25 protein-coding genes are annotated in these 26,559 nt (G+C 67.4%); 17 read left to right on the plus strand and 8 right to left on the minus strand.

From position 1 onward, the window contains the following. Window positions 1–82: 82 nt before the first annotated feature. The 3 genes from ABGB08_RS10315 to ABGB08_RS10325 all read left to right on the plus strand — a co-directional run bounded on the left by ABGB08_RS10315 (window position 83) and on the right by ABGB08_RS10325 (window position 4,894). The gene (locus ABGB08_RS10315; RefSeq protein ID WP_347588788.1) at window positions 83–508 is read left to right on the plus strand and encodes a hypothetical protein; all 426 of its coding nucleotides are present in this window, start codon (window positions 83–85) and stop codon (window positions 506–508) included. Window positions 509–537: 29 nt separating this feature from the next. Then, window positions 538–3,174, plus strand: coding sequence for a patatin-like protein (locus tag ABGB08_RS10320; protein WP_347588790.1), 2,637 nt, complete (start codon window positions 538–540; stop codon window positions 3,172–3,174). Window positions 3,175–3,475: 301 nt separating this feature from the next. Next, on the plus strand, window positions 3,476–4,894 hold the full coding sequence (locus ABGB08_RS10325; protein ID WP_347588792.1) for a peroxidase family protein: 1,419 nt from the start codon (window positions 3,476–3,478) through the stop codon (window positions 4,892–4,894). A 151-nt stretch (window positions 4,895–5,045) separates the two neighbouring features. Here ABGB08_RS10325 and ABGB08_RS10330 read toward each other — a convergent pair whose 3' ends face one another. Then, the gene (locus ABGB08_RS10330; protein WP_347588794.1) at window positions 5,046–5,306 is read right to left on the minus strand and encodes a hypothetical protein; all 261 of its coding nucleotides are present in this window, start codon (window positions 5,304–5,306) and stop codon (window positions 5,046–5,048) included. Between ABGB08_RS10330 and ABGB08_RS10335 the strand changes: the two genes are divergently transcribed. Then, window positions 5,289–5,807, plus strand: a complete 519-nt coding sequence (locus ABGB08_RS10335; RefSeq protein WP_347588796.1) for a hypothetical protein — start codon at window positions 5,289–5,291, stop codon at window positions 5,805–5,807. The two genes, ABGB08_RS10330 and ABGB08_RS10335, sit on opposite strands and share 18 nt — an antisense overlap. Window positions 5,808–6,035: 228 nt before the next feature. Here the strand turns inward: ABGB08_RS10335 and ABGB08_RS10340 are convergent, their stop codons facing one another. Then, window positions 6,036–6,794 carry an alpha/beta hydrolase gene (locus ABGB08_RS10340; protein WP_347588798.1) on the minus strand — a complete coding sequence of 253 codons (759 nt, stop codon included), beginning with the start codon at window positions 6,792–6,794 and terminating at the stop codon, window positions 6,036–6,038. A gap of 656 nt (window positions 6,795–7,450) precedes the next feature. Here ABGB08_RS10340 and ABGB08_RS10345 point away from each other — a divergent pair. Beyond that, entirely contained in the window at window positions 7,451–8,401 is a 951-nt protein-coding gene (locus ABGB08_RS10345; protein ID WP_347588800.1) for a LuxR C-terminal-related transcriptional regulator, read from the plus strand. 141 nt (window positions 8,402–8,542) lie between these two features. Here ABGB08_RS10345 and ABGB08_RS10350 read toward each other — a convergent pair whose 3' ends face one another. Next, a complete protein-coding gene (locus ABGB08_RS10350; RefSeq protein WP_347588802.1) occupies window positions 8,543–9,115 on the minus strand; it encodes a Uma2 family endonuclease in 573 nt (190 codons plus the stop codon). A gap of 219 nt (window positions 9,116–9,334) precedes the next feature. On the opposite strand from ABGB08_RS10350, the gene ABGB08_RS10355 reads away from it, so the two are divergent. Continuing rightward, a complete protein-coding gene (locus ABGB08_RS10355) occupies window positions 9,335–9,544 on the plus strand; it encodes a hypothetical protein (RefSeq protein ID WP_347588804.1) in 210 nt (69 codons plus the stop codon). Between the two features lie 201 nt (window positions 9,545–9,745). Here ABGB08_RS10355 and ABGB08_RS10360 read toward each other — a convergent pair whose 3' ends face one another. Both ABGB08_RS10360 and mce read right to left on the minus strand, forming a co-directional pair. Then, the gene (locus ABGB08_RS10360) at window positions 9,746–11,035 is read right to left on the minus strand and encodes a DivIVA domain-containing protein (protein WP_155355435.1); all 1,290 of its coding nucleotides are present in this window, start codon (window positions 11,033–11,035) and stop codon (window positions 9,746–9,748) included. Between the two features lie 187 nt (window positions 11,036–11,222). Next, complete coding sequence (gene mce, locus ABGB08_RS10365) at window positions 11,223–11,645, minus strand: methylmalonyl-CoA epimerase (protein ID WP_347588807.1); 423 nt, start codon at window positions 11,643–11,645, stop codon at window positions 11,223–11,225. A gap of 85 nt (window positions 11,646–11,730) precedes the next feature. On the opposite strand from mce, the gene ABGB08_RS10370 reads away from it, so the two are divergent. The 3 genes from ABGB08_RS10370 to ABGB08_RS10380 are packed head-to-tail and all read left to right on the plus strand — an operon-like array spanning window position 11,731 to window position 14,756. Next, entirely contained in the window at window positions 11,731–12,903 is a 1,173-nt protein-coding gene (locus ABGB08_RS10370) for an acetyl-CoA C-acetyltransferase (protein WP_347588809.1), read from the plus strand. Further along, on the plus strand, window positions 12,900–13,832 hold the full coding sequence (gene meaB, locus ABGB08_RS10375; RefSeq protein WP_347588811.1) for a methylmalonyl Co-A mutase-associated GTPase MeaB: 933 nt from the start codon (window positions 12,900–12,902) through the stop codon (window positions 13,830–13,832). The genes ABGB08_RS10370 and meaB overlap by 4 nt, the downstream gene beginning before the upstream one ends. Window positions 13,833–13,886: 54 nt before the next feature. Further along, the gene (locus tag ABGB08_RS10380) at window positions 13,887–14,756 is read left to right on the plus strand and encodes a sulfotransferase (RefSeq protein WP_347588813.1); all 870 of its coding nucleotides are present in this window, start codon (window positions 13,887–13,889) and stop codon (window positions 14,754–14,756) included. Between the two features lie 229 nt (window positions 14,757–14,985). On the opposite strand, the gene ABGB08_RS10385 is transcribed toward ABGB08_RS10380, so the two are convergent. Both ABGB08_RS10385 and ABGB08_RS10390 read right to left on the minus strand, forming a co-directional pair. Next, window positions 14,986–15,669: a DUF4230 domain-containing protein gene (locus tag ABGB08_RS10385; RefSeq protein ID WP_347588815.1), complete on the minus strand. Its 684-nt coding sequence runs from the start codon at window positions 15,667–15,669 to the stop codon at window positions 14,986–14,988. A 31-nt stretch (window positions 15,670–15,700) separates the two neighbouring features. Beyond that, window positions 15,701–17,029 (minus strand): hypothetical protein, encoded by a 1,329-nt coding sequence (locus ABGB08_RS10390; RefSeq protein ID WP_347588817.1) that lies wholly within the window; start codon window positions 17,027–17,029, stop codon window positions 15,701–15,703. A 239-nt stretch (window positions 17,030–17,268) separates the two neighbouring features. Between ABGB08_RS10390 and ABGB08_RS10395 the strand changes: the two genes are divergently transcribed. From ABGB08_RS10395 to ABGB08_RS10415, 5 genes are all read left to right on the plus strand, one after another. Next, on the plus strand, window positions 17,269–17,787 hold the full coding sequence (locus ABGB08_RS10395) for a MarR family transcriptional regulator (RefSeq protein ID WP_347588819.1): 519 nt from the start codon (window positions 17,269–17,271) through the stop codon (window positions 17,785–17,787). A 23-nt stretch (window positions 17,788–17,810) separates the two neighbouring features. Then, entirely contained in the window at window positions 17,811–19,469 is a 1,659-nt protein-coding gene (locus ABGB08_RS10400) for a methylmalonyl-CoA mutase family protein (protein WP_347588821.1), read from the plus strand. Window positions 19,470–19,644: 175 nt separating this feature from the next. After that, the gene (locus ABGB08_RS10405; RefSeq protein WP_347588823.1) at window positions 19,645–20,574 is read left to right on the plus strand and encodes a tetratricopeptide repeat protein; all 930 of its coding nucleotides are present in this window, start codon (window positions 19,645–19,647) and stop codon (window positions 20,572–20,574) included. Window positions 20,575–20,778: 204 nt separating this feature from the next. Next, complete coding sequence (locus tag ABGB08_RS10410; RefSeq protein WP_155355427.1) at window positions 20,779–22,188, plus strand: NAD-dependent malic enzyme; 1,410 nt, start codon at window positions 20,779–20,781, stop codon at window positions 22,186–22,188. A gap of 69 nt (window positions 22,189–22,257) precedes the next feature. Then, entirely contained in the window at window positions 22,258–22,836 is a 579-nt protein-coding gene (locus ABGB08_RS10415; RefSeq protein ID WP_155347365.1) for a YqgE/AlgH family protein, read from the plus strand. Window positions 22,837–22,979: 143 nt separating this feature from the next. Here ABGB08_RS10415 and ABGB08_RS10420 read toward each other — a convergent pair whose 3' ends face one another. Further along, entirely contained in the window at window positions 22,980–23,585 is a 606-nt protein-coding gene (locus ABGB08_RS10420) for a TetR family transcriptional regulator (protein ID WP_347588826.1), read from the minus strand. Between the two features lie 132 nt (window positions 23,586–23,717). Here ABGB08_RS10420 and ABGB08_RS10425 point away from each other — a divergent pair, with 132 nt between their 5' ends. The 3 genes from ABGB08_RS10425 (at window position 23,718) to ABGB08_RS10435 (ending at window position 26,538) form a co-directional block, all read left to right on the plus strand. Further along, window positions 23,718–25,280 (plus strand): DHA2 family efflux MFS transporter permease subunit, encoded by a 1,563-nt coding sequence (locus ABGB08_RS10425; RefSeq protein ID WP_347588828.1) that lies wholly within the window; start codon window positions 23,718–23,720, stop codon window positions 25,278–25,280. 74 nt (window positions 25,281–25,354) lie between these two features. Beyond that, on the plus strand, window positions 25,355–25,603 hold the full coding sequence (locus ABGB08_RS10430) for a DUF3039 domain-containing protein (RefSeq protein ID WP_155355424.1): 249 nt from the start codon (window positions 25,355–25,357) through the stop codon (window positions 25,601–25,603). A gap of 104 nt (window positions 25,604–25,707) precedes the next feature. Further along, on the plus strand, window positions 25,708–26,538 hold the full coding sequence (locus ABGB08_RS10435; RefSeq protein ID WP_347588830.1) for a zinc metalloprotease: 831 nt from the start codon (window positions 25,708–25,710) through the stop codon (window positions 26,536–26,538). Window positions 26,539–26,559 lie beyond the last annotated feature (21 nt).

Genomic DNA, 26,559 nt, shown 5'->3' on the forward strand with positions numbered 1-26,559 from the left:
ACCTCGCCGAACGCGATGTATCAACTCGCGCCGCAGGGTCCTCTGCTGAGGTGAAAAGGGGAATCCCTAGCAGGAGGAATGAATGAACTCCCAGGATGCACGCATCGCCAGGATCTACACGACTCAGAAGGGCAACAAGGTCGCCGACCAGACCCCGAACGCCCCGGACGTGGCCGGCAACCTAGCGGCCACCAGCTTCGATCTCGTGGTGGAGATCGAGGCGGGCAACAACACCATGACCGGCGCGCCGTACACGCTGACCGTGACGGCGGTCGACGACTCGATCGCCGGCGGGGTTGCCGCCCTCAACCCCGTGATCCCGGCGCAGAGCTTCAGCTCGCCGCCGTTCCAGAACGTCGGCCTGGACTTCGTCCTCGTCCAGACGTTCAACATCCCCGTGCCGAACGGCGGTGTGCAGGGCCACTTGTTCCACTACGTCGCCGTGCTGCACAACGCCACTTTCCAGATCGTCTCGACCCAGACAAGTGAGCCATTCCTGCTTGTGTGAGGCCGGCGCGATACGGAGGAGGTGTGACGATGTCCAGCACGGCCCCACCCCCCGCCGCCCAGACCACGGCGAGCGAACCCCGCATCGCGCAGGGCCCGGCTCCCGTCGCGGACGCGGAGTTCTCCCTCACTACGCAGGAGGTACGGATCGCGGTGGCACTGGCGGGCGGCGTCAGCCTGGCCGTCTGGATGGGCGGGCTGGCCCGGGAGTTGAACCTGCTCACCCGGGCCAGCGACGGCGACGGCGTGTCCAGCGCCGACAAGCGTGGCTATGCGCTGTACCGCCGACTGGTGCGCCTGCTCGACGTCCGGGTGTCGGTCGATCTGGTCTCCGGGACCAGCGCGGGGGGAATCAACGCCGCCTTGCTCGGGCTCGCGAACGTCCGGCGTGGAGATCTTGGGTTTCTCCGCGGCATGTGGATACGCGAGGGCGGATTCGACAGATTGCTGCGGGACCCTCGCGATCGTCATCCGGTGTCCCTGCTTCGCGGCGACGAGCAGCTGTATCCCGCTGTCCGGGACGCGATCCTGCAGCTCGGCAAGGCGGTTCCCGCCGCGCCCCGGGAAACGGACCTCTTCATCACCACCACCCTGCTGTCGCCGCAGGCCAGGCAGTTCACCGACAGCTTCGGCACGATCTGCGCCGACGCCGACCATCGCGGGTTGTTCCGATTCAGCGGCGCCGAGCTGATGAGAACCGAGCGGATCGCCGATCCGCTGGCTCTCGCGGCGCGGAGCACGGCGTCCTTCCCTGCGGCCTTCGAACCGGCCTTCCTGGCGTATCGGCCGGGCGGGCCCAACTACGCGGACATCACGCGATCGCACTGGGCGGTAGACGGCGGCCTGCTGGTGAACCGGCCCATCGCACCACTCCTGCAGACCATTTTCGACCGCCCGGCCGACCGCGTAGTGCGCAGGATCCTGCTGCACGTCGTCCCCACGGGCACCTCACCCGCCCCCCGCGACGCCGAGCGGGACCGGCCGCCGACCTTCGCCCAGGCGATGTCGCTCGACGTCCAAGCGGTCCTGAGCCAGTCCATCGCGGCCGACCTGGCGGCGCTGCGGGAGCACAACGACCGCGCGGCCGCTCACGCCGACACCCGCTTCCGCCTCGCCCGGCTCGGTCTGCGGCTGCGGCGGGCGGGCGCGGACGGCCCGCTCGCCGATCGCACCGCCTGGGCCGACTACCGAAGGAGGCAGGGGGAATGGCTGGCCCGGCCGCTCGTCGCCGAGATCCAGCGTCAGCTGCCGGACACGCCTCTACCCGGCTCGGACCGCGAGCGTAGGCTGCGCGCCATCGTCATCGAGAAGATCACCGATGGCTGGGCCGGCGAGACGCCCACCGCTGTCGAAGCGGCCCGCGAGGCCGGTCTTCTCGGCCGCTCCGCCTTCGACGCCGGTAAGGCGGCGGTCCTCGAACTGCTGCACAGCGGCTACGCGCTGACCATGAGTGACGTCGACTGCGGGGCGCTGACCCAGCTCGGCAAGCGCGTGCACGACGCACACCAGCTAAGCCGCAACACCGACCTCCGCACGTTCGTCCAGCGAGTCCTGCCGGACGAGGACGCTGACACTATCGGCGCGCGAGCCGCCACGGCGTACCGCGCCGCCCAGGGCGATCCCGGTCGGCTTGCGCAGGCGTGGGAAACGCTGGCCGATGTCGTCGTCTCCGCTGGGCCGGTGCTCACTCGCATGATCGCCAAGTCGAAGTCGGCGGAGGGCAGCGTCACCGGACGCCGCCTGCGCGCGGCCGAGCGGATTCACACCTACCTGGAGTACTTCGGTGACGACCAGAACCAGATCGTCATGCGCATGCTCGACCTGCACGTGGCCGAGCGGTCCGTGCTGCCGATCGGGATCCAGGTGGAGCAGTCCGTCGAGCTGGTCCAGGTGAGCTCCGACACCCGCACCGCGCTCGCGCCGGGCCGCAGCGTGGCGGCGGTCAAGCTCACCGGCACGCGCCTGCACCAGTTCGCGGGCTTCTACAAGCCGTCCTGGCGGGCCAACGACTGGATGTGGGGACGGATCGACGGGGCCGGCTGGCTGATCCACCTCCTGCTCGACCCGCGCCGGATCTACGCCCGGCAGGAGGAGATCCCCGCTGAGCATCGGGCGAAGCACTTCCTCGACGGGCTGGCGGAGGCGCTGGATCTGGTGGTCACATGCGAGCAGGAACGCGACCTCCTGGATGACCTCGCGTTCCTGCGGGGAGAAGCCGTGCCGATGCCCACTAGCCTGCCAAGGCTGTCGATATGGGCCGCTGCCTCCGTCCAGCGACACATCGCAGCGGAGGAACTGGACTTCCTGGCCCAGCAGTTGGCGGAGGAGGGCAACGGCATCGCCCCTTCCTCCGCCGCCTGGCTAGCCAGCTACCGGGACCTGCGCGGCGACGACCGGCTGGCGCTCCTGGACAACATCCCGCTGGTCACCGAAGAGCTGTCGCTGCGGTCTGCGCTGCTGATCCGCACTGTCACCAGGACAGCCGCGGTCGCGACCGCGGTGATCACCGGCTTCAGGCCGCCGCTGCGGACCCTCCGGCTGGCGTTCTCTCTGGCCCGGGGGGCCACCCGAGCAGCCGCTGAGCTGGCCCGCCGCCGCCCTAGTCAGGCGCGGAAGCTGCTCGCACCGATCATCCGTCTCTTCAGGCGTCGTCGCGCATCCCCATGAGACTGAAGGAGTTGAACTCTTGCACCGGCATCAGCGCACCGAGTACTACATCGTCGGGGAAGGCGTGTACGCCTCCCAGGACGGCTCCTCCGTATGCCTGCCCCCCTCGACCAGGGAAGAGATCCGGCGCTTTCGCTTCTCCCGGCTTATCCCCGTCAGGACCAAGCCCTACCCCGACCTCGGCCCGGCGCTCGCGGCGAAGCTCGCACTCGGCATGACCGCGTCGGGCGACCGCCGGCCCGACTCGCATATCCCTGCCGGATACACCTACCTGGGCCAACTGGTCGCTCACGACCTCACCATGGACAAGACGGGCCGACTCGGCGGTGAGAAGATCACCGTCGACGACTTGTTGCAGGGGCGCTCGCCCTCGCTCGACCTCGACTGCCTCTACGGGCTCGGCCCTTCCGATCCCCAGGACGCGAGGTTCTACGAGAGTGACGAAGTACGACTGCGGATGGGGATCACGTCTGCCGATTCGGGCATGGCCCCATTGCAGGGATTCGATCTCGCGCGCCGCGCTTCGTCCACCGGCGAGCCGGGCACCGCCCTGATCCCGGACCACCGCAACGACGAGAACCTAGCGGTGGCGCAGCTTCACCTAGCGTTCATCCGCTTCCACAACCGGGTTGTCGGCGAGCTGACCGGGCAAGGGAATCCGAGCGTCACCATCTTCGACGAGGCGCGCAAACAAGTGGTGATGCACTACCAGTGGATGCTCCGCCGCGACTACCTGCCGCGGATCGTCGACCCGAATATCGTCGAGGACGTCTTCACCAACGGCCGCAAGTTCTTCGACGTGCCGGTCTGCGCCTCGAACAGCACGACCAGCCGGGTCGGCGGCGTGCAACCCGGAGACACTCCCACGATGCCCATCGAGTTCTCCGTCGCCGCCTTCCGGCTGGGCCACAGCATGGTGCGAGCCGGCTACCAATGGAACAGCATCTTCAACAACGATGACCCACCCGGTGATCCCCGGCGGTTCAGGCCGGCGACGCTGCAGGATCTCTTCGACTTCTCCGGAACGAGCGGCTCCCTGACCGAGATCCAGCCGCTGCCGTCAGTCTGGATCGCGGACTTCCGGCGCCTGTTCGACCTGGTCCGAGACGGCGGGGCAGGTCCTGATCTAGCTCCACCCGCAGGCGGGCTGAACTTCGCCAGGCGCATCGACACGCGCCTGGGCAACCCGCTCGGCGAGCTGGCACCCGGCTCGTCCGCTGCCGAGCCAGGCCAACCCTTCGACAGGATCACGGCCAACCTGGCCTTTCGCAACCTGATGCGGGCGGACATGGTCACCTTGGCCAGCGGTCAGCAGGCGGCAGAGCACCTCGAGGTCGGCGCGCTGTCTCCGGAACAGATCCTGGCTGGCGACAATGGCGTGGACCTCAACGCGCCCGCTGGCAAGCGGAACCCCGACAGCGCCTTCACCGACGAGGAGCGGGAGCGGCTGGTCACCCACACCCCGCTTTGGTTCTACATCCTGCGGGAAAGCGAATTCAACCGCGGACAGCTCAACGGCGAAAAGCTCGACGCGGACGGCTCACCGGCGTCGGAGGCCGTATTGTCGCTGAGGTTTTCCACCGGGCCATGGAAGGGAGCGACTACTCCATCGTCCGAGACCCGTCCTGGCGGCCGAAACTGGGTGGCCAGGCGCGGGACGGCAAATTCGGCATGGCTGACCTGCTGCTCTACGCGTTCGACGGTCAAACGGCCCTGCTGAACCCGGTGGGATGAGCACCGACGGAAATCCACTGGGCCGGGTTCGTCCCTGTTTCCGTGAGTGATCAGGATGCGGGTGGGCTCGCCCCTATTTTCGAGCGGGACAGGATGTGAGTCAGGAAGGCACGGATTGGTCGGTTCAAATTGAATGGCTACGAACGCCTGCAGACCGCGCAGTACTTTCCTTCGAACATCTTGCCGGCACGTGTGGCCGCAGATAACTTTGTTGAACTGGCATGTGGATGTTTGGCCTGGATGCGATGATTCAAGCTTTTACCTTCGCGGAGCAACTGGTTCTGAACCTTGTAGGCCCGTTGCTCACTGTGTGTGTCGTTGGGGTTGGTGCCGCAGAACTGACGAGGCGCGCTCAAAACCGACGTGAGGAGCTGCTGCGCATGAGCGATCAGCGTCATGCGGCTCAGGCACGGGAGATCGAAAACCATCGTGCGGACAATATGCTGCGCGAGCGGCTCATCAGTCACGCAACCGAAGCTCCCAGCGCCCTGTATCTTGCCATGCAGCACTACTGGCGCGCTAAAGAGGATGGGATTTCCGGCGATGACCTCGCGCCCTATCGCGAGCGGCTCGACGCACAATATTTGAGGTCGCGCCAACAAGGGCTCGTGCTGGAGCACCTCCTGCGTCTATATTTCATCGACTCGAAACCACGCGTTCTCTGCCACCGTGTCATGGATCTTCTCACTATTCGCTACTTCCAGCTCGTACGAGTGGGTGGCGCATCAGCTAAGCTTCGCGAAATCAACTCTGGCGACGACCACGCTGGTCTATCGGCTGAGGAATTGGCGTCCGGCCCCAAGGTTCTCGATCGATACCGCGCTAGCATCGACGAGCTCGTGGATGTAATCGCTCGCAGCGCGCTCGATCGGGCTGTCGAGGGCAACGGGAACGGCTGACCCAGCGGTCTTTCGGTCGGCCGGCATGCGGAGGTCGAGCGCGACCTGCTCGGTCAAGGCCGTCAACTCGGCCCCAGGACGTGACCTTGATCGTAGGAGGGTGATAACGCCACCCACAAACCGTCTCGCAACCCGGCGCGACGACACCCCCTCAAACCTCAAGACGATCTACGAATGTAGTACATGACTCGGTCCATGCTTCTTTGCCGGTATCGGAACGAGAATGGGTCACAGTTTTGTGAGGAACGAGGCGACCGCTTTGTTGAAGGATTCAGGAGTTTCTATCGCCGACAGATGACCGGCATTCGGCAGGACTTCGAGATGGGCGTCAGGAGTGGCTTCCGTCATTGCTTTGGCGTCGGTGAGTGGGGTCAACTCGTCCTCTTCGCCTACCAGGATCAGGGCGGGGATCTTCAGGGCGCGGAGGGTGTCGAAGGAGTCTGGCCGGGTGGCCATGGCTCGAAGCGCCCAAGCGACGGCGGCGGGTGGTGCCGACTGCACCAGACCACGGACGCGGCCGAGAACCATGGCCCGATCGGCCAGTGTCGTGGGTCCCACCAGATTGGGGACCGTGTCGGTGAGATCACCCCCGGACAGCACACGTTGGGCGGCTCGTTCGCGGTTGGCGGCGGCTTCAAGCGTGTCCGGTGCTGCCTTGGTATCGGCCAGAATGACTGCCTGTACGCGGTCCGGATGACGGCGGCAGAAAGCCATGGTCACATACCCACCCATGGACTGACCACCTATAACGGCACGCTCGATCCCTTCGCCATCGAGCAACTCGGCCACATCATCGGCCATCACATCCATGGACGGATCGTCATCCCCGAGTTGCGACCCACCGAACCCCCGCATATCCGGAGTGATCACCCGGCACCGGCTCGCCAGCCCCTCCCGCTGCCCCAGCCACATAGCCGACGAAAACGGAAAAGCATGGAGGAGCACCAACGGAATGCCCTGACCGGCCTCACGAAAAGACAATCGCATCCACCCACGGTATCCTCTCCTGGCTACCCCAGGTCAACGGAACAATTCCGACGTCCGTTCACTCGTTCGATAGCCCTCGATCAGACCCGATCGACTTGGTGAGGCTAAATTCCATGCCCAGTCAAAGACTCAAATATGTGGGAGAAGCCCCCCGCAGATGAGGGGCCACAGCTCTCCGTGGTAAGCCATAGGCGTATCGGGTCTTCGAAAAGTTATCCGGGAGCTGCTACCGGAGGCGCCTGTGGCACTAGCCCATCGGGCTATCCGGCCTCGCGCAACCGCGTCTGATAAGGGATCCTAACCCGGCATTCGGTCCCCCTCGAAGGGAGCGAAGTGACCGGAGAGACGAGGGAAGGCACACAGGCCGGTCATGCGAGGGATCTCGTCGAGTTTCTGGGGAGGGCCAGGACGATCGACGAGTAGATGGCGCGGCAGCGTACGCCACGGGCCAAGGCCAGAGGGCTGAGCTCGCCCGAGCCGGGGGATCGGCCGTATGACAGACAACGGCCGGCGCCTCCCTCAACGCCGGCCGTAGGTCTTCCTCCCTCAAGGTGTTGCCTTGAAAGACATCTCAACGATGACGTGGATCTGGCGTGTGATGTACCGATTGGGCTGGCCGGTACCGGTCAGTGGCCGGAATCTGCCAAGGTAGAGGTATGTGGGAAGCGATCGGCTTGTCCGGACTGGAGGAGCGGCTGTACCGCCTTCTGCTGCGCGATCCCAAGATTTCCCCCGAGGAGTCCACCCGAAGGCTGGAATCGTCACACGCTGAAGTTCGGGCCGCGCTAGACCGATTGCAGGAGTCCGGACTGCTCGAATCCGCCGGACCGTATGGGTACCGCCCGGCGGACCCGAGAATCGCGTTGTCGTCCGCCATCCGGCGACGGCGGGCGGAATTGGATCGCCTCGCCATGACCGCCGAGGAACTCGCCACCGACTTCCAGGAGGGCTTGCTCCGCGCCGACCCTGGCCGCGTGATCGAGGTCGTCGAGGGATCTGCGGCGGCCGGACGCCGGGTCGAGGAACTGCTCGCCGGAGCGACCCGCGAGGTGCTCGCCCTGGACGCCCCGCCGTACGCCGCGACGGGCACGTCCCTCGGCGCCGAGGAGGCGGCCTTGGCCCGCGGCGTACGCTGCCGCGCCATCTACTCCTCGATCGTCCTGGATCTCCCCCAGAAACTCGACGAGATCCGCCGCATGACCGGCTTAGGAGAACAGGCCCGAGTCCGCTCCCGAGTCCCGATCAAGCTGATCCTGGTAGACGGCCGCACCGCCCTCCTCCCCCTCACCGACCACGAGGAAGGCGCCCGCTTCACCTCCATCGTGGTAGGCCGCAGCGCCCTCACCAACGCCCTCGTCGCCCTCTTCGAAACCCTCTGGCGAGAATCGTCCCCCGTCTGGGGCGCCTCCGCCGCAGCCCCCGGCGACGGCGTAGACCAGCAAATCCTCGAACTCCTGGCCGTCGGCATGAAAGACGAATCCATCCTCCGCCAACTAGGCATCTCCGAACGCACCCTCCGCCGCCGCATCGCCTCCCTCTTCGACCGCCTCGGCGCCACAGGCCGCTTCCAGGCAGGCGTACAGGCCGCCCGAAAAGGCTGGATCTAGCCGTTCTCCAGAGGTGCCCACCTCTTGACGCCATCCTGGCTGTCTGCGCTCAGTTGACGGATTGAATGTCTGATGGTCGTTCGGGGAGACATCTCTGAGATGTGCTCGACTCTTGCGGAGCCACAAGTGAGGACGGGCGGGTCAGATCAGTTCGATGAGGTCGACTTCTAGGGGTAGCGGATCTGACACCTTGAGTTTGTCGGTATCCACGCCGGCAGAAGCGTAGAGGCCGGTGGTGGGGTCCAGACGATAACGGAACACCGCCGGTCCGTGATCATGGTCGTCAAGTTCGACTCGCCAATAGTGCTTGATCCCCGCAGCGGCGTACTCCGCAGGCTTGTCCTTCTGATCCGCAGTGACCGACGCGGGCGACATGACCTCGACGACCATCAAGCAGTGTCCAGGGCGCAGAATCTCCTCGTCGGGGAGGGACGCATCGTAGACGGCGATATCAGGACACCGGTTGAGCAGCGGGATGTCACGAAGTCTCAAGTCAATGTCGGTGGAGACAGCCAGGTGATCGCCGCAGACGTACTCGATCGCGTTCGCCAGGCGTCGGGCGAGGACCTGGTGTGCGCGACGATAGGCGACGTTCACGACGATGGCTCCGTCCACGACTTCAATGCGCCGGGAGATGTCCTCGGGCAGTTCTTCGTAGGCCTCGGCACTGAGCCCTTCGGGCGACAGCACCATCCAGTCGGGCAACGCGATCATGCCCTCAGCATATGGACTTCGGTGAACACAAGGGCATGTCCATCCTTGATGGACCTGGATTCACCCGTCCAAAGGGTTAGTACCGGCCGTCTATTTAGTGAATCTACAAGTCATCGTCCGTTAGTGGGTTACTTGCGCTGATCTATCGAGAGGCTGGCGCGCTAACTTATGCTCGGCGCGACCTACTGTAAAGAATTCCCTGCTAGGGGTGAACAGCGCATGAAATTTCTGGGCAAGATAGTTCTGGCATTGGGTTTCTCGATCGCCGCGAGTGGCGTCATGGTGCTGGCGCAGACCTCGGTGGCCAATGCCGTGGTGGTCAACCCCGACCCCAACTGGTGCGACCACAGGATTAAGGACCTGGACATGCCCGAGCCGGAGACGTATCCCAATGGCGTACCCGTCGGGGACAAGTGTCCGGCTTTCTGAAGCCGTCTCTCGGTTGTCGAGCCTGGTGATCACCACGATCACCGGGCTCGATGCTTGTCGGTGCGCTGCCGCGTGAGAAGCGGCAACAAACACCCCCCAGTCGCCGCAACAGAAACGGAACGTGACAAAGCCCGGCGAAACCGAAGTTTCGCCGGGCCTGTGTCAGTGTGTAGCCGTCGCCCCGAGGAAAGTGAGTCCTACCTACTCCTGCCACCATTCGGCGTCGTCGTCCGCCTTGGGGGCGGGCGGAGCGGGCTTCGGGGTGGGCTTGTCGTTGACGCTGGGCGCGGCGGACAAGGCCGGCTTGATGGGAGCGGCCACCACGGGGGCGGGCTCGGGGTCCATGCCGGGCAGGGCGGCGCCGCCGAGGAGCTGGCGGAGCTGGGCCAGGTGGCTGGTGATGCTGTCCCGCTGGCGGGTCAGTTCGTCGACCTGGCGCTGCATGTTGGAGCGGGTGCGCTCGGCCTCGGCCTTGGCGTCACTCACTATCGACTCAGCGCTGGACTTGGATTCGGCGACCAGCTGGTCGGCGTTCTTGCGGGCGTTGGCCAGGAGCTGCTTGGCGTGGGTGTCGGCCTCGCGGCGGGTCTGGTCGGCCTGCTGGGTGGCCTTGGTCGCGCGCTGTTCCGCGGTGGCGGCGCGCTGCTCGGCCTCGGCGACGAGCTTCTGCGTGTTGGCCTGCGCGGTGGCGTGACGCTCGGACTCCTGGCGCTCGGACTCCTCGCGGCGGGCGGCCAGCTGGATCTCGAACTCGGCCTCGTCCTGGGCGCGCTTGGCCTCGGACTCCTCCAGGACCCGCTGGGCCTGGGCGCGCATCTCGTCGGCCTGGCGCTTGGCGGTGGTCAGCACCTCGTCGCGCTCGCGCTTGGTGGACGCGCGCAGCTGGGCGACCTCACGCTCGGTGGTGGTGCGCAGCTTGGCGATCTCACGCTCGGCGTCGGCGCGCTTCTCGGCGACCTCGTGGTCGGCGGTGGCGCGGAGCTTGGCGACCTCACGCTCGGTGGTGTTGGTCAGTTCGTCCGACTCGCGCTTGGCGGTGGAGCGGATCTCCTCCGCGTCCCGCTCGGCGGTGGTGCGCATCTCGTCGGCCTCGCGGGTGGCGAGCGCGCGCTTCTCGGCGGCCTCGTTCTCGGCGGCGGCGCGGACGTCGGCGGCGTCCACCTTGGCGGCGGCCTTGATCTCGTTGGCTTCCGACCGGGCGGCCTGGACCAGTTCGGTGGCCTGCTCCTCCGCCAGACGCAGCAGTTGCTCAATGCGGGCGCCCAGCCCGGAATAGGTCGGGCGCTCCTGCTCCTGCAGCTGGCGCTGGGAGTCGGAAAGGTCACGCTGAAGGGCGGTGACCTGCTCCCGGGCCTGACGCAGGTCTGTGTCCAGCGTCTTCAGGTGGTCGTGGACCTGGTGCCGGTCATAGCCGCGGAGCACCACGTCGAATTCCCGGGAGGGGGCGTCTTCAAAGAAATTGTTCAACTGGGCGTCGATGTCGGACTGCATGAGGCTCGATCCTGGGTTGTCGAGACGGCTACACGGGCCGGACGGGGGGGTTTCGGACATCCGAGGCGAGGAGCCCATTGCGGGATCCACGTCCGGTGGTAGGCCAGCGTACTCCGGTGCTGCCGTGTTGGAGGCCTCCTCGGACTTTCTGCGCGACTTGTTACGTATGAACCTTTCTTGCGTTTGCTCAATGCCTCGATGTCTCGACCAGCTCTGTTAGGACTCCTCCCACATCCTTGGGGTGTAGAAACGCAATTGAGGCACCCATAGAGCCGTGACGTGGGCGTTCGTCGATGAGACGCACCCCCTTGGCGCCGATGTCCGCCATGGCCTTGGCCACGTCTGGCACGCCGTATCCAATGTGGTGCACGCCCTCGCCGCGCTTGCTCAAATACTTCCCCACGGCGCTGTCGGGGTGAAGGGGTTCGAGCAATTGGACGTAGGAGGCTCCGCTGTCGCCGTCGGCCACGTGGAGCATGGCCTCCCTCACGCCCTGCTCCTCGTTCACCTCCCGGCTCACGACCACCAGTCCGAACGTCGACTCATAGAATTCGATCTTCTCCTCCAGGTTGTGACACGCGATGCCCACATGGTCGATCCGTAGCAACATTTGAGCCCACCCTCCTTGGCGATCGTCCGACCGCCTCTAGGTATCGTGACACCGTCGCCCCTGGTCGATCGAGGAGGCCCCGCCCATGTCCCGTTCCGTCATTGTCGCCGGAGCTCGTACCCCCATCGGAAGGTTGCTCGGTGCGCTGGCCGGGCAGTCCGCCGTCGAACTCGGCGGGATCGCCATCAAGGCCGCGCTGGAGCGCGCGGGCGTGGCCCCGGCCGACGTGCAGTATGTGATCATGGGCCAGGTGCTCCAGGCCGGGGCGGGGCAGATCCCGTCGCGGCAGGCGGCGGTGCTGGCGGGGATCCCGATGACCGTGCCGTCGCTGACGATCAACAAGGTCTGCTTGTCGGGGCTTGACGCGATCGCGCTGGCCGATCAGCTGATCCGGGCCGGGGAGTTCGAGATCGTGGTCGCGGGTGGCATGGAGTCCATGACCAACGCGCCGCACCTGATCCCGCGCCTCCGCAAGGGCGTCAAGTACGGCTCCACCGAGATCCTGGACGCGACCGCGGTGGACGGCCTCACCGACGCCTTCGATCAGGTGTCGATGGGCGAGTCGACCGAGCGGCACAACGCCCGCTTCGGGCTCACCCGCGAAGATCAGGACGCTTGGGCCGCGCGGTCGCATCAGCTGGCCGCCGCCGCGGCCAAGAACGGCGTCTTCGACGCCGAGATCGTCCCGGTCCCGCTTCCCAAGGGGGCCCAGTTCACTGCCGACGAGGGCGTACGGCCCGAGACCACCGTGGAGACGCTGGCCACCCTGCGCCCGGCCTTCACGAAGGACGGCACGATCACGGCCGCGTCGGCTTCGCAGATCTCCGACGGCGCGTGCGCGGTCGTGGTGATGTCCAAGGCCAAAGCGGAGGAACTCGGGCTCGACTGGCTGGCCGAGATCGGCGCCCACGGCAACGTGGCCGGTCCGGACAACTCGCTGCAGTCCCAGCCCGCCAACGCGATCAAGCACGCGCTCGGCAAGCAGGGACTGACTGCGGCCGACCTCGACCTGGTCGAGATCAACGAGGCGTTCGCGCAGGTCGTGCTGCAGTCGGCGAAAGAGCTCGAGGTGCCGCTCGACAAGATCAACGTCAATGGCGGCGGTATCGCGCTCGGCCATCCGATCGGTGCGTCGGGTGCGCGGATCGTGCTCACTCTCGCCCACGAGCTGCGCCGTCGCGGTGGCGGGCTCGGCGCGGCGGGGCTGTGCGGCGGTGGCGGTCAGGGCGACGCCCTGATCATCCGCGTTCCCGCGTGACGCCTCTCGCCGACGACGTTCTGGCCGGTCGGCCGCGGGCCATCGCGCGGGCCATCTCCCTGGTCGAGAACGCCGGTACGGCCCTGCGTGACCTCATCGCGGCGATCGGCACGCGGCAGCCGTACCGGGCCCGGGTGGTGGGTTTGACCGGATCGCCCGGGGTGGGGAAGTCCACCTCGACCGGAACCCTGATCGAGGCGGCGCGTAAGCGCGGCGAGAAGGTCGGCGTGCTGGCGGTGGATCCGTCGTCGCCGTTCACCGGGGGAGCGCTGCTGGGTGATCGGGTGCGGATGCAGGAGCACGCGACAGATTCGGGGGTGTTCATCCGGTCCATGGCGACGCGCGGGCATCTGGGCGGTCTTTCCTGGGCGGTGCCGCAGGCGATCCGGGTGCTGGACGCGGCCGGATTCGACCTGATCCTGGTGGAGACCGTCGGTGTCGGGCAGGCGGAGGTGGACATCGCCTCGCTGGCCGATTCCACGATCGTGCTGCTCGCGCCGGGGATGGGCGACGGCGTGCAAGCGGCGAAGGCGGGCATTCTGGAGATCGCCGATGTGTTCGTGGTGAACAAGGCCGACCGGGAGGGGGCGCAGGCGACGATCCGCGAACTGCGCAACATGATCGCGCTTTCCGGTGCGTCGTGGCGGCCGCCGATCGTGTCCACGGTGGCTGTGCGCGGCGAGGGTGTGGACGATGTGGTGGCCGCGCTAGATGCGCACGCGGAGTACCTCGAAGAATCAGGTCAGGGCCGGGTGCGCAAGCTGGCGCGGGCCCGGGACGAGATCGAGGCGATCGTGCTGGCGGGGCTGCGGGCGCGGATCGGCGGGTCGATTCACGGCGACCGGCGGCTGGACGTTCTCGCGGAGCGCGCGCTGGCGGGGGAGACCGACCCGTACACGGCCGCCGATGAACTCATCGCATCGCTCTAGCTTTTCCCAGGCCTTGTTCACCCTCGCGTAACCCCAGCTCTTTACGTTCGCGACATGAAGTGGAAGCAGGTTGTGAACTCGACCCTGGAAGGGGTCACCGGCTACGCCATCAAGCGTGTACGCCTCCCGCCCAAGCCCTTGCCGCCGTTGCCGCCGCGCATGCCGGACGATGTGATCAGAGGGCCGGTCGACCCGGCGGCGGATCGGTTGCTGCGCGAGCCCGTATTCCTGCTGGCTTCCGTGCGTTCCGGGTCGACGTTGCTGCGGGTGATGCTGAACAGCCACTCCCACCTGCACGCTCCGCACGAGACCCATTTCCGGCGGATGACCGTCAACCTGCCCACCGACCCGCTCCAGCAGGCGCTGACCGCGCTCGGGCACACGCACAGCGATGTCGAGCACATCCTGTGGGATCGAATGCTGCACCGGGAGCTCCTGCGCAGTGGCAAGAAGATCCTGGTGGAGAAGACTCCCAGCAACGTCTTCGCGTGGAAGCGGATCTCCACCTGCTGGCCGGACGCGCGGTTCATTTTTCTGATCCGGCATCCGCTGTCGATCGCCACCTCCTGGCATGAGGCCGACCCCGAAGCCCGGCCGATGGAGGAGGCCATCCCGCACGCGCTCAGATACGCCACATACCTCGAAGAAGCCCGCCAGAAGGTGGGAGGCCTCACGGTCACCTACGAAAGGCTGACAACCAACCCAGAGGCCGAACTCCGGGCGATCTGCGACCGGCTCAGCGTTCCGTGGGAACCGGGCATCCTTCGTTATGGAGACCACGACCACGGGACGTTCGTCAAGGGCATCGGGGACTGGCGCGACAAAATCCAGACCGGGACGGTTCAGCCTGGTCGTGCGCTCCCCGAACCTGATGAAGTTCCTGAGGAGATGCGCGAAATGTGCGCCAAATGGGGTTATCTCTAGCCTTGGGTTGCGCCAACGCGCCAACGGTTGAGGTCCGTAGCGGGTGGGCAGGGCGGACACTCCGGCCGACCGTGATAGCTAGCCTCTCGTGAGCCGCTGGTCAGCGGCCATCGCGGGCGCGGTGGTCTCTGGCACGGTCTTACGTCGGCCTACGTGTCCGCCCTGCCCACCCGCAGGGTGGCCCGCCGTACTTCGCACCGGTCTTTTGGAGCCAAATGGGCTTTTATCTCTAGGGTTCGTCGGTGTAGGTGATGGTGATTTTGGTGAAGCCGAGGGCTTTGAGCATGTTTTCGAGCATTGATTTGGTGTTCGCGTCGGCTCGGGCGCGGAGGTCGCTGGTGGTGGCGGCTTCGGTGATTTTTTGTTCGGCGAGGATGTAGAGCTCTTGCTGGTTGCCGGGGGCGTCGGAGAGGAACTCGCCGACGCGGTCGAGGATGCCGCGTTCCTGGTGGTAGACGTAGGAGCGTTTGTTGTCCAGGTTGGGCTTTTCGAGTTGGGCGCGGGGGAGGCGTACCGTCACGGAGGTGCGGTCGGGGGAGACGGTGATCGCGTCTTTGTCGAGGTCGCCGAACTCTACGTAGGCGTCGACGTTGCCGGCTCCGACGAAGAGGGTGCGGGTGCCCTTGATGGCGTCGGGGAGGAAGTCGGCGTCTTTCTCCAGGTCTACGACGACCTGGAAGTTGCCGGTGGCGGCTTCGAAGCGGCTCAGGTTGTGGATTGACTGCAGGAGGACTGGCTGGGTGCGGTCGATGGTGGTTTCGCCGAACGGGTCCAGCCAGGACCAGGCCAGGCGGGCGCCCACGACCAGCAGCAGGGTGACGAAGAGGGCTGCGGCCAGGCGTCGCCAGCCACGGCGGGAGGTGCGCGTGACGGGGGTCGGCTCGGTCAGGGGAGCGCGTGTCTGGCGGTTCACGAGGGGACATCTTCCCGCTAATACGCGGCAATCACATTGCGGGGGAGGGCATTCCGCTCGGGGGTGGTGACGCGGGCATCAGGGGGACGGGCATCAGGGGGGTTGGGCTTGGTCGTGGGGCGTAGGCGAGGCCGCCGAAGTGGTTGACGCTCAGGCGGCAGTTGGCGAAATCGGCGTAGAACATGCGCAGCCACTCGCGCCGTTGCTCCTCGCTCAGTCCGGAGAACCAGGCGGAGGCGTTCTGGTGCTCTAGCAGTGGTCCGGCGGGGAGCGGTTCGCCGCGCAACCATGCGGCCACGATGGCCCGGTAGCCGGCGGAGACGGGTTCGGTGCAGGGGCGGGAGAGGCGTTCCACGAACTCGGCCGCGGCGCGGTCGGCGTAGCCGGTGTCCAGGTCGTCTACGTGGATGGGGATCACGCCGCGGGCGGCGTCTTCGGCGCCCGCGGTCAGGCGGGAGCGCTGCTCGACTCGCTGGAAGGCGGCCGGGGTGCCGGACAGGCGGGCCGCGATGCCGGTGAACGCGCTGCCCAGTTCGGTCAGGCCGCCGCGCATGCCCGGGTGGACGCAGACGGTGATCGGCCATTCCTGGCAGCTGTAGACGATCTTCTGGGCGCTGGACAGGGCATCGGGTTCGGACACCAGGCGGGCCACTCCGGTGCCCGCCGCCAGCACCGCGAGCATCGCCGCCGCCAGGGCGAGCGGCTGCCGTGTCACCGCGGCCGCCCAGCCGAGCAGCAGCGCGGCGCTGATGCCCAGCAGCCATATCGTCTGGTCGAGGAAGGCTCCGTCGCTCAGGCCCTGGAAAAGGTCGTATGGCTCGGGTGGGGTCGGGGCCAGGCGATCCGCCCAGCCGGAGCCCTCCGCGATCCAGGTGAACAGTGCGTAGGTCGCCATTCCGGCCAGCATCGGCGTGATCGCGTAGGGCACACCCCAGCCGAGCATCCATCCCAGGACGACGTAGAGCGCCAGACCGGCGGCGCCCATGGCCAGGCCGCTCGGCAGCAGCCGGCCGGCCTGCTCGCTGAGCACCGCGCGCAGCGTGAGCACCAGCACGGTCGCTCCGAAGGAGCCGACCACGACGGCCAGGATCGCCAGTGGCGCCTTCAACGCCTGCCGGATGGTCCGTTCGCCCCGGGTCGCCCGGCGCTTCCTGACGGCCACCCAGGCGGCGAACGCGGCCGCGACCGGGCCGGTCAGCCGGAGCGAGCCGATGACGGCGACGACGATGTTGTCCCACACCATCACGCCGGGAATGAGGACGCTCCACGCCGCCACCAGGCCGAGCACCATCAGCACGGTCACCGTGACGACCGCGCTGTGCTTCAGCTCCTCGCGTGAAACGCCCCGATGCTCACGCACGACCTACCCATGTCAATGTGCTGCCCATCAAGCACCCCCCGTGCCTGTGTAGACGCCGCCACCCGCCCGGCCGCGCCCGTTTCCCCGTGGCGCGGGGCGAGTTTGCCGTCGCCTCACTGTTTGACGTGACAACCATAACGGAGCGTGATGTTTGGCGGGTCGATTCTTGGGTCAAGGACTGAGTTTGGTCACGCTACGTGAAGTGCGAATCTGGACGATCGCCGCGCTACCGTAACGCTGTGTCTCTCAACCTGCCGTTCGATCCCATCGAGCGCGCCGCCGGGACCTGGCGGGAGCGCTTCGGGCCCTCGTCCGCCATGGCCGCCGTCACCTCGATCATGAGAGCGCACCAGATCTTGCTCGCGCAACTGGACACGCTGCTCAAGCCGTACGATCTGACCTTCGCCAGATATGAGGCGCTGGTGCTGCTGACCTTCAGCCGGGCCGGGGCGCTGCCGCTTTCCAAGATCGGGGAGCGGCTGATGGTGCACCCGACCAGCGTGACCAACACGGTGGACCGGCTGGAGCGGGCGGGTCTGGTGATCCGCCGCCGGAACCCGAACGACGGCCGGGGTGTGCTGGCCGAGATCACCGACGAGGGCCGCGCCGCCGTCCGGGCCGCCACCGCCGACCTGATGGCCGCCGACTTCGGCCTGGGCATGTACGGCGAGCACGACCTCACCGCCATGTTCGACCTGCTCAGAACCCTCCGGGTGGCGGCGGGCGACTTCGCCGAGAAGGACGGTGGCAGTTTTTAGTAGGACGTCCTAGTATCTTGGCTATGGACGAGATCGAGGCTGGGCGTGCCCGCTGGCAGGCCAGATACGACGCGGCGAGCAAGCGGAACCGCGAGTTCAAGACGCTGTCCGGCCTGCCGGTCGATCCCGTTTACGGGCCGCAGTCCGCCGATCCCCGGTTCGAGCGGATCGGGTGGCCGGGGGAGTATCCGTTCACGCGTGGCCTGCACGCGACCGGCTACCGGGGGCGGCCGTGGACGATCCGGCAGTTCGCCGGGTTCGGGAACGCGCGGCAGACCAACGAGCGCTACAAGATGATTCTGGGCGCGGGCGGGGGCGGGCTCTCGGTGGCGTTCGACATGCCGACGCTGATGGGCCGTGACTCCGACGACGCGCACTCGCTCGGCGAGGTCGGGCACTGCGGGGTGGCCATCGACTCGGCGCTCGACATGGACCTGCTCTTCGACGGCATCCCGCTGGGCGAGGTGACCACCTCGATGACGATCAGCGGTCCTGCGGTGCCGATCTTCTGTATGTATGTGGTGGCGGCCGAGCGTCAGGGCGTACCGCTGCGGGCTTTGAACGGGACGCTGCAGACCGACATCTTCAAGGAGTACATCGCGCAGAAGGAGTGGCTGTTCGCGCCCGAGCCGCATCTGCGGCTGATCGGCGATCTGATGGAGTTCTGCGCCGCCGAGGTGCCCGCCTACAAGCCGCTGTCGGTCTCCGGCTACCACATCAGGGAGGCCGGCTCCACGGCCGCCCAGGAGCTGGCCTTCACCCTCGCCGACGGCTTCGGCTACGTCGAGCTGGGCCTGTCCCGCGGCCTGGACGTGGACGTCTTCGCCCCCGGACTGTCCTTCTTCTTCGACGCGCACATCGACTTCTTCGAGGAGATCGCCAAGTTCCGCGCCGCCCGCCGCATCTGGGCCCGCTGGATGCGCGAGGTGTACGGCGCGCGCACCGAGAAGGCGCAGTGGCTGCGCTTTCACACCCAGACCGCCGGGGTCTCGCTCACCGCGCAGCAGCCCGACAACAACATCGTCAGGACTGCCGTCGAGGCGCTGGCCGCCGTACTGGGCGGCACTCAGTCGCTGCACACCAACGCGCTGGACGAGGTGCTGGCGCTGCCGTCGGAGAAGGCCGCCGAGATCGCGCTGCGCACCCAGCAGGTGATCATGGAGGAGACCGAGGTGGTCAACGTCGTCGACCCGCTCGGCGGCTCCTGGTACGTGGAGGCGCTCACCGACCGGCTGGAGGCCGAGGCGGAGGAGATCTTCGCGAAGATCCGCGAGATGGGGACCGGCGACATCACCTCCGGGCTGCTGCGCGGCATCGAGGACGGCTGGTTCATGGCCGAGATCGCCGAAGCCGCCTTCGACTACCAGCGGCAGCTGGAGAAGGGCGACAAGCGTGTGGTGGGGGTGAACTGTCACACCGGGACCACCGAGCAGCCGCTGGAGATCCTGCGGGTCAGCCACGAGGTGGAGGCCGAGCAGCGGCGGGTGCTGGCCGAACGCCGGGTCCGGCGGGATCAGAGTGCGGTGGACGCGGCGCTGGCCGCTCTGGTGGCTGCGGCGCGTACGGACCAGAACATGATCGAACCGATGCTGGTGGCCGCTCGGGCCGAGGCGACGCTGGGCGAAATCTGCGATGTGCTCCGCGAAGAATGGGGCACATACACAGAACCGCCGCGATTCTGACCGTGTTTATGGCCGATCCTCCGGATCGGCGGGCTTGGCCGCCTTCAGCCTGTGTCTTCCCTCGTCTCTCCGGCCGCTTCGCGACCTGCGTTCCTCAGTCCAGACACAGTCGCGGCCAAGCCAATTCCGGAGGGGATGGAACAGGGTCCCCCAGGGATGCGGCAGGATTAGGAGTATGGCAGCGGACTTCTCTCGACCTGGATCGCTCTACGGCGCCGTGGATCTCGGCGCGCGCAAGCAGGCCCTGGAGGCGCAGGCGCGGCGCGAGGCCGCGGCCAAGAACCCCGCGCCGCCCGGGACCCCCGAGCTCATCGAACCGACCGCGGCGACGTTCACCGCCGATGTGGTGGAGCGCTCGATGAGCGTTCCGATCATCGTCGAGGCGACCGTGCCGCGGGCCGAGCAGGTCCAGCAGTTCAGCCTCGCGATGGAGAAGCTGGCCGCCGAGGCGGGCGGGTCCTGGCTGCTGGCCAGGGTCGACGTCGAGGCCAACCCCGAGCTGGCCCAGGCGCTGCGGATGCGCGCGGTGCCGACCGTCTACCTGGCGGTGCAGGGGCAGTTGATGCCGCTGTTCGAGGGCCCGCTGCCGGAAGCCCAGCTGCGCCAGGCGCTCGCCCAGGTGTTCGAGCAGCTCGGCGTGGAACTGGGTGCGCCCGCCGCGCCGGGGGAGGAAGGCCCCGCCGAACCTCCTGTCGACCCCGACCTGCTGGCCGCCGACATGGCGATCGAGGACGGTGACCTGGACGCGGCCGAGGCCGCCTTTAGCCGCCTGCTGGCCCGTTCGCCTGGCGACGAGGAAGCCAAGATCGGGCTCGCCGGGGTCGGCCTGGTCCGCCGGACGACCGGGCTCAATCCGTCGGAGGTGCTGCGCCGCGCCGCGGACGCGCCCGCCGACGTCAAGACCCAGACGCAGGCGGCCGACGTGGAGATGCTCGCGGGCGACGTGGACGCCGCCTTCTCCCGGCTCATCGCCCTGGTGCGCCGCACGGCGGGGGAGGACCGGGACAAAACCCGGCTCCACCTGCTCGGCCTCTTCGACACCCTGCCCGCCGACGACCCGGCAGTGGCCAAGGCGCGCAGGGGGCTGGCTTCGGCTCTCTTCTGACGGGCGCTGGGGCGTGGGTCACGGCTTCCGGTCCTTTTGGAGAGCCGTCTCGTCGCCGTCGGTCTGGCCCGGGAGGCCGGAACCTGATGGTCAAAGCGCTCATAGGGCGCGTTTCACACCGCTTCTCTCCATATTTCGGCCTGATGCACCCTGCTGAAGGTGGCACGATAGGTCCACACCCAATGCGCAAAGGAGCGGATTGACGTGGCCACCGTGCCAAGTGTTTCTTATTCGATCACCGTCCGACTCGAGGTGCCCGCCGGGGGTAAGGCCGTGAGCCTGCTCACCCACGCGGTGGAGAACGCCGGCGGGATCGTCACCGCTCTCGACGTGACCAACGCCGGTCACGAGAAGCTGCGCATCGACGTGACCTGCGCGGCCCGCGACACCGACCACGCGCAGGCGATCGTGGACGGGCTCGGCGCGATCGAGGGTGTGGTCATCCACAAGGTGTCCGACCGGACCTTCCTCATGCACCTCGGCGGCAAGATCGAGATGCAGTCGAAGGTGCCGTTGCGGAACCGGGACGAGCTGTCCATGGCGTACACGCCGGGTGTGGCCCGGGTGAGCATGGCCATCGCGCGCAACCCCGAGGACGCGCGGCGGCTGACGATCAAGCGGAACTCGGTGGCCGTGGTCACCGACGGGTCGGCCGTGCTCGGGCTGGGCAACATCGGGCCCGCCGCCGCGCTGCCGGTGATGGAGGGCAAGGCCGCGCTGTTCAAGCGGTTCGCCGGGATCGACGCCTGGCCGCTCTGCCTGGACACCCAGGACGTGGACGAGATCGTCACGATCGTGCGGGCCATCGCGCCCGGGTTCGGCGGCATCAACCTGGAGGACATCTCCGCGCCGCGCTGCTTCGAGGTGGAGCGGCGGCTGCGCGAGCTGCTGGACATTCCGGTCTTCCACGACGACCAGCACGGGACCGCGATCGTGGTGCTGGCGGCGCTCACCAACGCGCTGCGGGTGGTGCGCAAGGAGCTCGCCGACGTGCGGATCGCGCTGGCGGGCGCGGGCGCGGCCGGGACCGCCGTGCTGCGGTTACTGCTCGCGGCCGGGGCGCGGCACGTGGTGGTCTGCGACTACCTGGGCGCGGTGCACCTGGGGCGGGACGACCTCGACGATTCGTTGCGGTGGATCGCCGAGCACACCAACGCAGAGGGGTATTCCGGGGATCTGCGCGGGGCGGTGAAGGGCGCCGACGTGTTCATCGGGGTGTCCGCGCCCGGCATCCTCACCGGGGACGACATCGCGACGATGGCGCCGGACTCGGTGGTCTTCGCGCTGGCCAATCCGGAGCCGGAGGTGTCGCCCGACGACGCGCGCGAGCACGCGGCCGTGGTCGCGACCGGGCGGTCCGACTATCCGAACCAGATCAACAACGTGCTGGCCTTCCCCGGGGTGTTCCGCGGGCTGCTGGACGCGCAGGCCGACGGGGTCACCCAGGACATGCTGCTGGCCGCCGCCCGGGCGCTGGCCGCCGTGGTCACGGGGGAGGAGCTCGGGCCCAACTACATCGTGCCGAGCGTGTTTCATCCCGACGTGGCCAACGCGGTGGCGGCGGCTGTGCGCGAGTCCGCCGGGGGAAAGGTTCGCGGGTTCACCGAGGCCTGATCGGCGCCTGAAGATTATCGAGTCTGGGTGACGTGCGCGATTAGTCCTTCCTGCCCCATGATGGAAGGTATGGCGGACGCGATCTACGTCGGCGGGTTGCTCGTTGCGACGCCACTGCTCGACGACCCGAACTTCCGGCGTAGTGTCGTGCTCGTCCTGGAGCACGATGACGACGGCGGCACTCTCGGCGTGGTGCTCAACCGGCCGAGCGATATCACCGTCACCCAGGTGCTCCCGGTCTGGGACGCGCTGGTCTCCGGTCCCTCGGTGCTGTTCGAGGGTGGCCCGGTCCAGACCGACAGCGCGCTGGCGCTGGCCGCCGTGCTCAGCGGTGAGGAACCGCTGGGCTGGCGGCGCCTGCACTCCGGCCGCCCGGCCGTCTCCCGGCTCGGTACGGTCGACCTCGACGCGCCCCCCGAGATCCTGGCGGGGGAGATCTCCCAGATGCGGATCTTCGCCGGGTACGCCGGCTGGACCAGCGGCCAGCTGGAGAACGAGGTACGGGAGGGCGCCTGGTATGTCGTCGACTCCGAACCCGGGGACACGTTTCATCCGGATCCGTCCACGCTCTGGCGCTCGGTGTTACGGCGTCAGCCGGGCGAACTCGCCTTGGTCGCGACATATCCGGACGACCCCAAGCTCAACTGATCCGCCTGGAACTGACCGGCCGTCGACTTGATCGATCTGGAATCGGCTCCCCTTCGGGCTGATCCATCCGGGATTGGCCACCCCTTCGGGCTGATCCATCCGGGATTGGCCACCCCTTCGGGCTGATCCGCGACCGCCAGGCCCTACTTGTCCCAGCCCGGGCGTAGTGACTGTTCGGCGATGGCGAGAGTCTCGTCCAGTCTTCTGGCCAAGGCGTCCGCATCGCGTACCTCGTCGGGCTGGCAGTACTCGAAGCCGACCCGCGCGACCGCCGTGAACAGCGCGAGCACGAAGTGCGAGTGCAGGTCGTCGGTGCCCCGGCGGCGGCTGATCTCGGCCAGCAGGCGCTGCTCGCTGGCCATCAGCAGGCGCATCTGCCCCGCCATGAACGCGGGATTGTGATCCAGCAGCTTGCGCGTCTTCACGAACCGCTCATGATCGGCCTCGTCGCGATGGCCCATGGCCGCCAGCGTCAGCCGCATGGCCTGCGACATCGCCACAAAGGGGGACTCGGATTCGGGACGGTCGGACAGCTCCGCTAGAAATAGGTCCAGGGAATCCGCTGGCAGCGCCAGCGCGACGTCCTCCTTCGAACCGAAATATCGGAAGAACGTCCGCGGCGAGACGTCGACGCTCGCCGCGATCTGATCAATGGTCGTGGCCTCATACCCCTGATCGTGGAAGAGATCGAGGGCCGCGTCGATCAACGCCAGCCGCGTCTTCTGCTTCTTGCGCTCGCGCAGACCCATCCCTGTCACCTCCCTGAAACCCAAAGTTCACGTCCTGCCAGATGTCACCTTATGTCGGATAAAAGGATTTGTCATCTGTCACTCACTGACATAAATTACGACGCATTGACTTCTACAGGGGGGAATCCCGACATGGCCCAAGCGCTAGCCGCACCCAAGGCACCGGAGAAACCCGGCCAGGTACATCCCTGGCTGACGCTCCTCGCGGTGTCACTCGGTGTGATCATGGTGATGCTGGACGGCACCGTCGTCGCCATCGCCAACCCGGTCATCGGCCAGGAGCTGAACGCCAGCCTGGCCGACCTGCAGTGGGTCACCAGTGGTTACCTGCTGGCCCTGGCGGTCTTCCTCATCACCGCCGGCAAGCTCGGCGACCTGTTCGGGCACAAGCGGGTCTTCCTCATCGGCGTGGCCGGTTTCGCGCTCACCTCGCTCGCCATCGGCCTGACCTCCTCGATCGAAGCCCTGATCGCGTTCCGCGTGCTGCAGGGCCTGTTCGGCGCGCTGCTGCAGCCCGCCGCGCTGGCGCTGCTCCGGCTCGCCTTCCCCGGTGACAAGCTGAACATGGCGATGGGCGCCTGGGGTGGCATCATCGGCCTGTCCAGCGCGGCCGGGCCGATCGTCGGCGGCCTGCTGGTGGAGAACGTGAGCTGGCAGTCGGTGTTCTTCATCAACGTGCCCGTCGGCGCGGTGGCGCTGGCGATGGGCCTGTGGGCGCTGCGGGAGAACCGGTCGAAGCTGCTGGCCCGGGTCGACTGGCCGGGCGTGGCGCTGCTGTCGATCACCATGTTCTCGCTGGTCTGGGCGATCATCAAGGCGCCCGAGTGGGGCTGGGGCGACACCGGCACGCTGCTCTCCCTGGGGGTCACCGTGGTCGTCGGCGCGGCGTTCCTGTTCTGGCAGAGCCGCGCCAAGGAGCCGCTGCTCCCGCTCACCCTGTTCCGGAACGTGTCGTTCTCGATCGGCACCGGCCTGATGATCCTGATGGCCTTCTCCATGTTCGGCGCGATGTTCTTCCTCACGTTCTTCTTCCAGGGCGTGCACGGGCTCACCCCGCTGGAGTCGGGCATCCGGATGCTCCCGATGAGCGCGGGCATGATCGTCGCGTCCCCGCTGGCCGGTCTGCTGATCGGCAAGATCGGCCCGCGGATCCCGATCGCGGGCGGCATGCTCATCACCGCGACGGCCATGTTCCTGATGTCCCGGCTGAGCATCGAGGCCGAGTTCGTCGACAGCGCCATCCCGTTCGCCCTGCTCGCCTTCGGCCTGTCGCCCGTGTTCGTGGGCGCGACCGAGATCATCGTGGGCAACGCGCCGCCGTCCCTCGCCGGGGTCGCCGGCGGCGTGCAGAACTCGGCCATGCAGGTCGGCGGCGCCCTCGGCACCGCCATCCTCGGCGCCGTCGTGGCCGCCAAGGTCTCCGATGTGTACGTCGGCTACCTCGGCCCCGCCGCGGCCGCCATCCCGCCGGACCAGATCGAGGGCCTCAAGGGCCTGGCCTCGGTCGGCATGGCCCCGCCCGGACTGCCGGAACAGGTGGCCGGGGTGATCACCAACGCCTCCCACCTGTCCTTCATGGACGGCCTGCACCTGGGCTTCGTGGTGAGCATGGGCGTGGCGATCCTGGCCGCCGTCCTGGCCCTGCTGGTCAAGGCCGGCCGCAAGACCGAGGGCGCCGCGGTGCACATCGGCTGAGCTCTTCTCGGGGTACGGCTCCTGCCCTTCGCGGGCGGGAGCCGTACGTCGTGGTGGGGACTAAACTCGGTGCGATGAGCAGTACGAAGATTCTTCCCGAGAGCGAAGTCACGCCGAATCTCTCGCACGGGGACGGCGACCACGAGCGGTTTTCGCACTACGCGGACGCCAACAAGATCACCGAGAGCTATGTGACCGGCATCCCGGTGCGCGCGCTCTGCGGCAAGGTCTGGACGCCGAGCCGGGACCCGAAGAAATACCCGGTCTGCCCGGAGTGCAAGGAGATCTACGACGGTCTTCCCCCGGGCGAGCCCGACGCGTGAGTGTCGATCCCCGCTGATCGTTCCCGATCCGGCTAGCGTGTGGAGGCTGGACCGACCAGTCGTATCGGGGGAAACGAATGGCCCGGCGTACACTCGCCGTTTTTTTGGCATGCCTGTTCACGCAGGGCCTGGTTCCCGGGATCGCCTTCGCCGATCGTGACTGCCGCGCGGGGGCGGCCAAGGGAGGCGATCCGGATCCCGCCGAGATCGCGCGCGTCAACGTGGAACTACGGGAACGGCTGGCCTCCCGCACGGTGGCGGCCGAGATCAAGGTGCCGATGTGGGTGCACGTACTCACCGACGGCCAGCGCGGCGCGCCGGACGCCGCCGTCAAAAGCCAGGTCGCGATCCTCAACTCGGCCTACGGCGGCAAGTTCGGCGGCGCCGACACCGGAATCAGGTTCGTCCTGCTGGGGATCACCAGGACCCGCAACGCGGACTGGTTCCGGGACCCGCTCAGCTACGAGCAGCCCATGAAGACCAAGCTCCGGCGCGGCGGCGCGAACACCCTCAACCTGTTCATCAGTCAGCTCAGCCAGCTGGTGCTGGGCTACTCCACGTATCCGCACTGGTACAAGGACGCCCCCGGGTACGACGGCGTGGTCATCGACTGGCGCAGCCTGCCCGGCGGAGCGTTGCGCAACTTCAACCGCGGCTTCACCGGGGTCCACGAGATCGGTCACTGGCTCGGCCTGCTGCACCCCTTCGAGAACGGCTGCGAGGCGCCCGGCGACTCGGTGGAGGACACACCTCCCCAAGGCCACCCCACCGAAGGCTGCCCGACGGCCGTCAAGGACACGTGCCCCGCCCCCGGCGTGGACTCGGTCCACAATTTCATGGACTACTCCTTCGACACCTGCATGTCCGAGTTCACCGCGGGCCAGGCGGAGCGGATGCGGCAAATGTGGACGGCGTACCGCATACCAAAAGCCTGACCCGGATTGACCATCGGCGCC

The organism is Acrocarpospora sp. B8E8 (genome assembly GCF_039871605.1).
GTDB classification, from domain to species: Bacteria; Actinomycetota; Actinomycetes; order Streptosporangiales; family Streptosporangiaceae; genus Acrocarpospora; species Acrocarpospora macrocephala.

What these genes read in the sequence shown, in the direction of transcription:
- ABGB08_RS10345 (WP_347588800.1), top strand. Translation starts at nt 7,451, where the DNA reads ATGTGGGAAGCGATCGGCTTGTCCGGACTGGAGGAGCGGCTGTACCGC.
- ABGB08_RS10315 (WP_347588788.1), top strand. Translation starts at nt 83, where the DNA reads ATGAACTCCCAGGATGCACGCATCGCCAGGATCTACACGACTCAGAAG.
- ABGB08_RS10370 (WP_347588809.1), top strand. Translation starts at nt 11,731, where the DNA reads ATGTCCCGTTCCGTCATTGTCGCCGGAGCTCGTACCCCCATCGGAAGG.
- ABGB08_RS10400 (WP_347588821.1), top strand. Translation starts at nt 17,811, where the DNA reads ATGGACGAGATCGAGGCTGGGCGTGCCCGCTGGCAGGCCAGATACGAC.
- ABGB08_RS10355 (WP_347588804.1), top strand. Translation starts at nt 9,335, where the DNA reads ATGAAATTTCTGGGCAAGATAGTTCTGGCATTGGGTTTCTCGATCGCC.
- ABGB08_RS10360 (WP_155355435.1), bottom strand. Translation starts at nt 11,035, where the DNA reads ATGCAGTCCGACATCGACGCCCAGTTGAACAATTTCTTTGAAGACGCC.
- ABGB08_RS10420 (WP_347588826.1), bottom strand. Translation starts at nt 23,585, where the DNA reads ATGGGTCTGCGCGAGCGCAAGAAGCAGAAGACGCGGCTGGCGTTGATC.
- ABGB08_RS10430 (WP_155355424.1), top strand. Translation starts at nt 25,355, where the DNA reads ATGAGCAGTACGAAGATTCTTCCCGAGAGCGAAGTCACGCCGAATCTC.
- ABGB08_RS10350 (WP_347588802.1), bottom strand. Translation starts at nt 9,115, where the DNA reads ATGATCGCGTTGCCCGACTGGATGGTGCTGTCGCCCGAAGGGCTCAGT.
- ABGB08_RS10320 (WP_347588790.1), top strand. Translation starts at nt 538, where the DNA reads ATGTCCAGCACGGCCCCACCCCCCGCCGCCCAGACCACGGCGAGCGAA.
- ABGB08_RS10380 (WP_347588813.1), top strand. Translation starts at nt 13,887, where the DNA reads ATGAAGTGGAAGCAGGTTGTGAACTCGACCCTGGAAGGGGTCACCGGC.
- mce (WP_347588807.1), bottom strand. Translation starts at nt 11,645, where the DNA reads ATGTTGCTACGGATCGACCATGTGGGCATCGCGTGTCACAACCTGGAG.
- ABGB08_RS10335 (WP_347588796.1), top strand. Translation starts at nt 5,289, where the DNA reads ATGAGCGATCAGCGTCATGCGGCTCAGGCACGGGAGATCGAAAACCAT.
- ABGB08_RS10340 (WP_347588798.1), bottom strand. Translation starts at nt 6,794, where the DNA reads ATGCGATTGTCTTTTCGTGAGGCCGGTCAGGGCATTCCGTTGGTGCTC.
- ABGB08_RS10425 (WP_347588828.1), top strand. Translation starts at nt 23,718, where the DNA reads ATGGCCCAAGCGCTAGCCGCACCCAAGGCACCGGAGAAACCCGGCCAG.
- ABGB08_RS10415 (WP_155347365.1), top strand. Translation starts at nt 22,258, where the DNA reads ATGGCGGACGCGATCTACGTCGGCGGGTTGCTCGTTGCGACGCCACTG.
- ABGB08_RS10325 (WP_347588792.1), top strand. Translation starts at nt 3,476, where the DNA reads ATGGACAAGACGGGCCGACTCGGCGGTGAGAAGATCACCGTCGACGAC.
- ABGB08_RS10405 (WP_347588823.1), top strand. Translation starts at nt 19,645, where the DNA reads ATGGCAGCGGACTTCTCTCGACCTGGATCGCTCTACGGCGCCGTGGAT.
- ABGB08_RS10330 (WP_347588794.1), bottom strand. Translation starts at nt 5,306, where the DNA reads ATGACGCTGATCGCTCATGCGCAGCAGCTCCTCACGTCGGTTTTGAGC.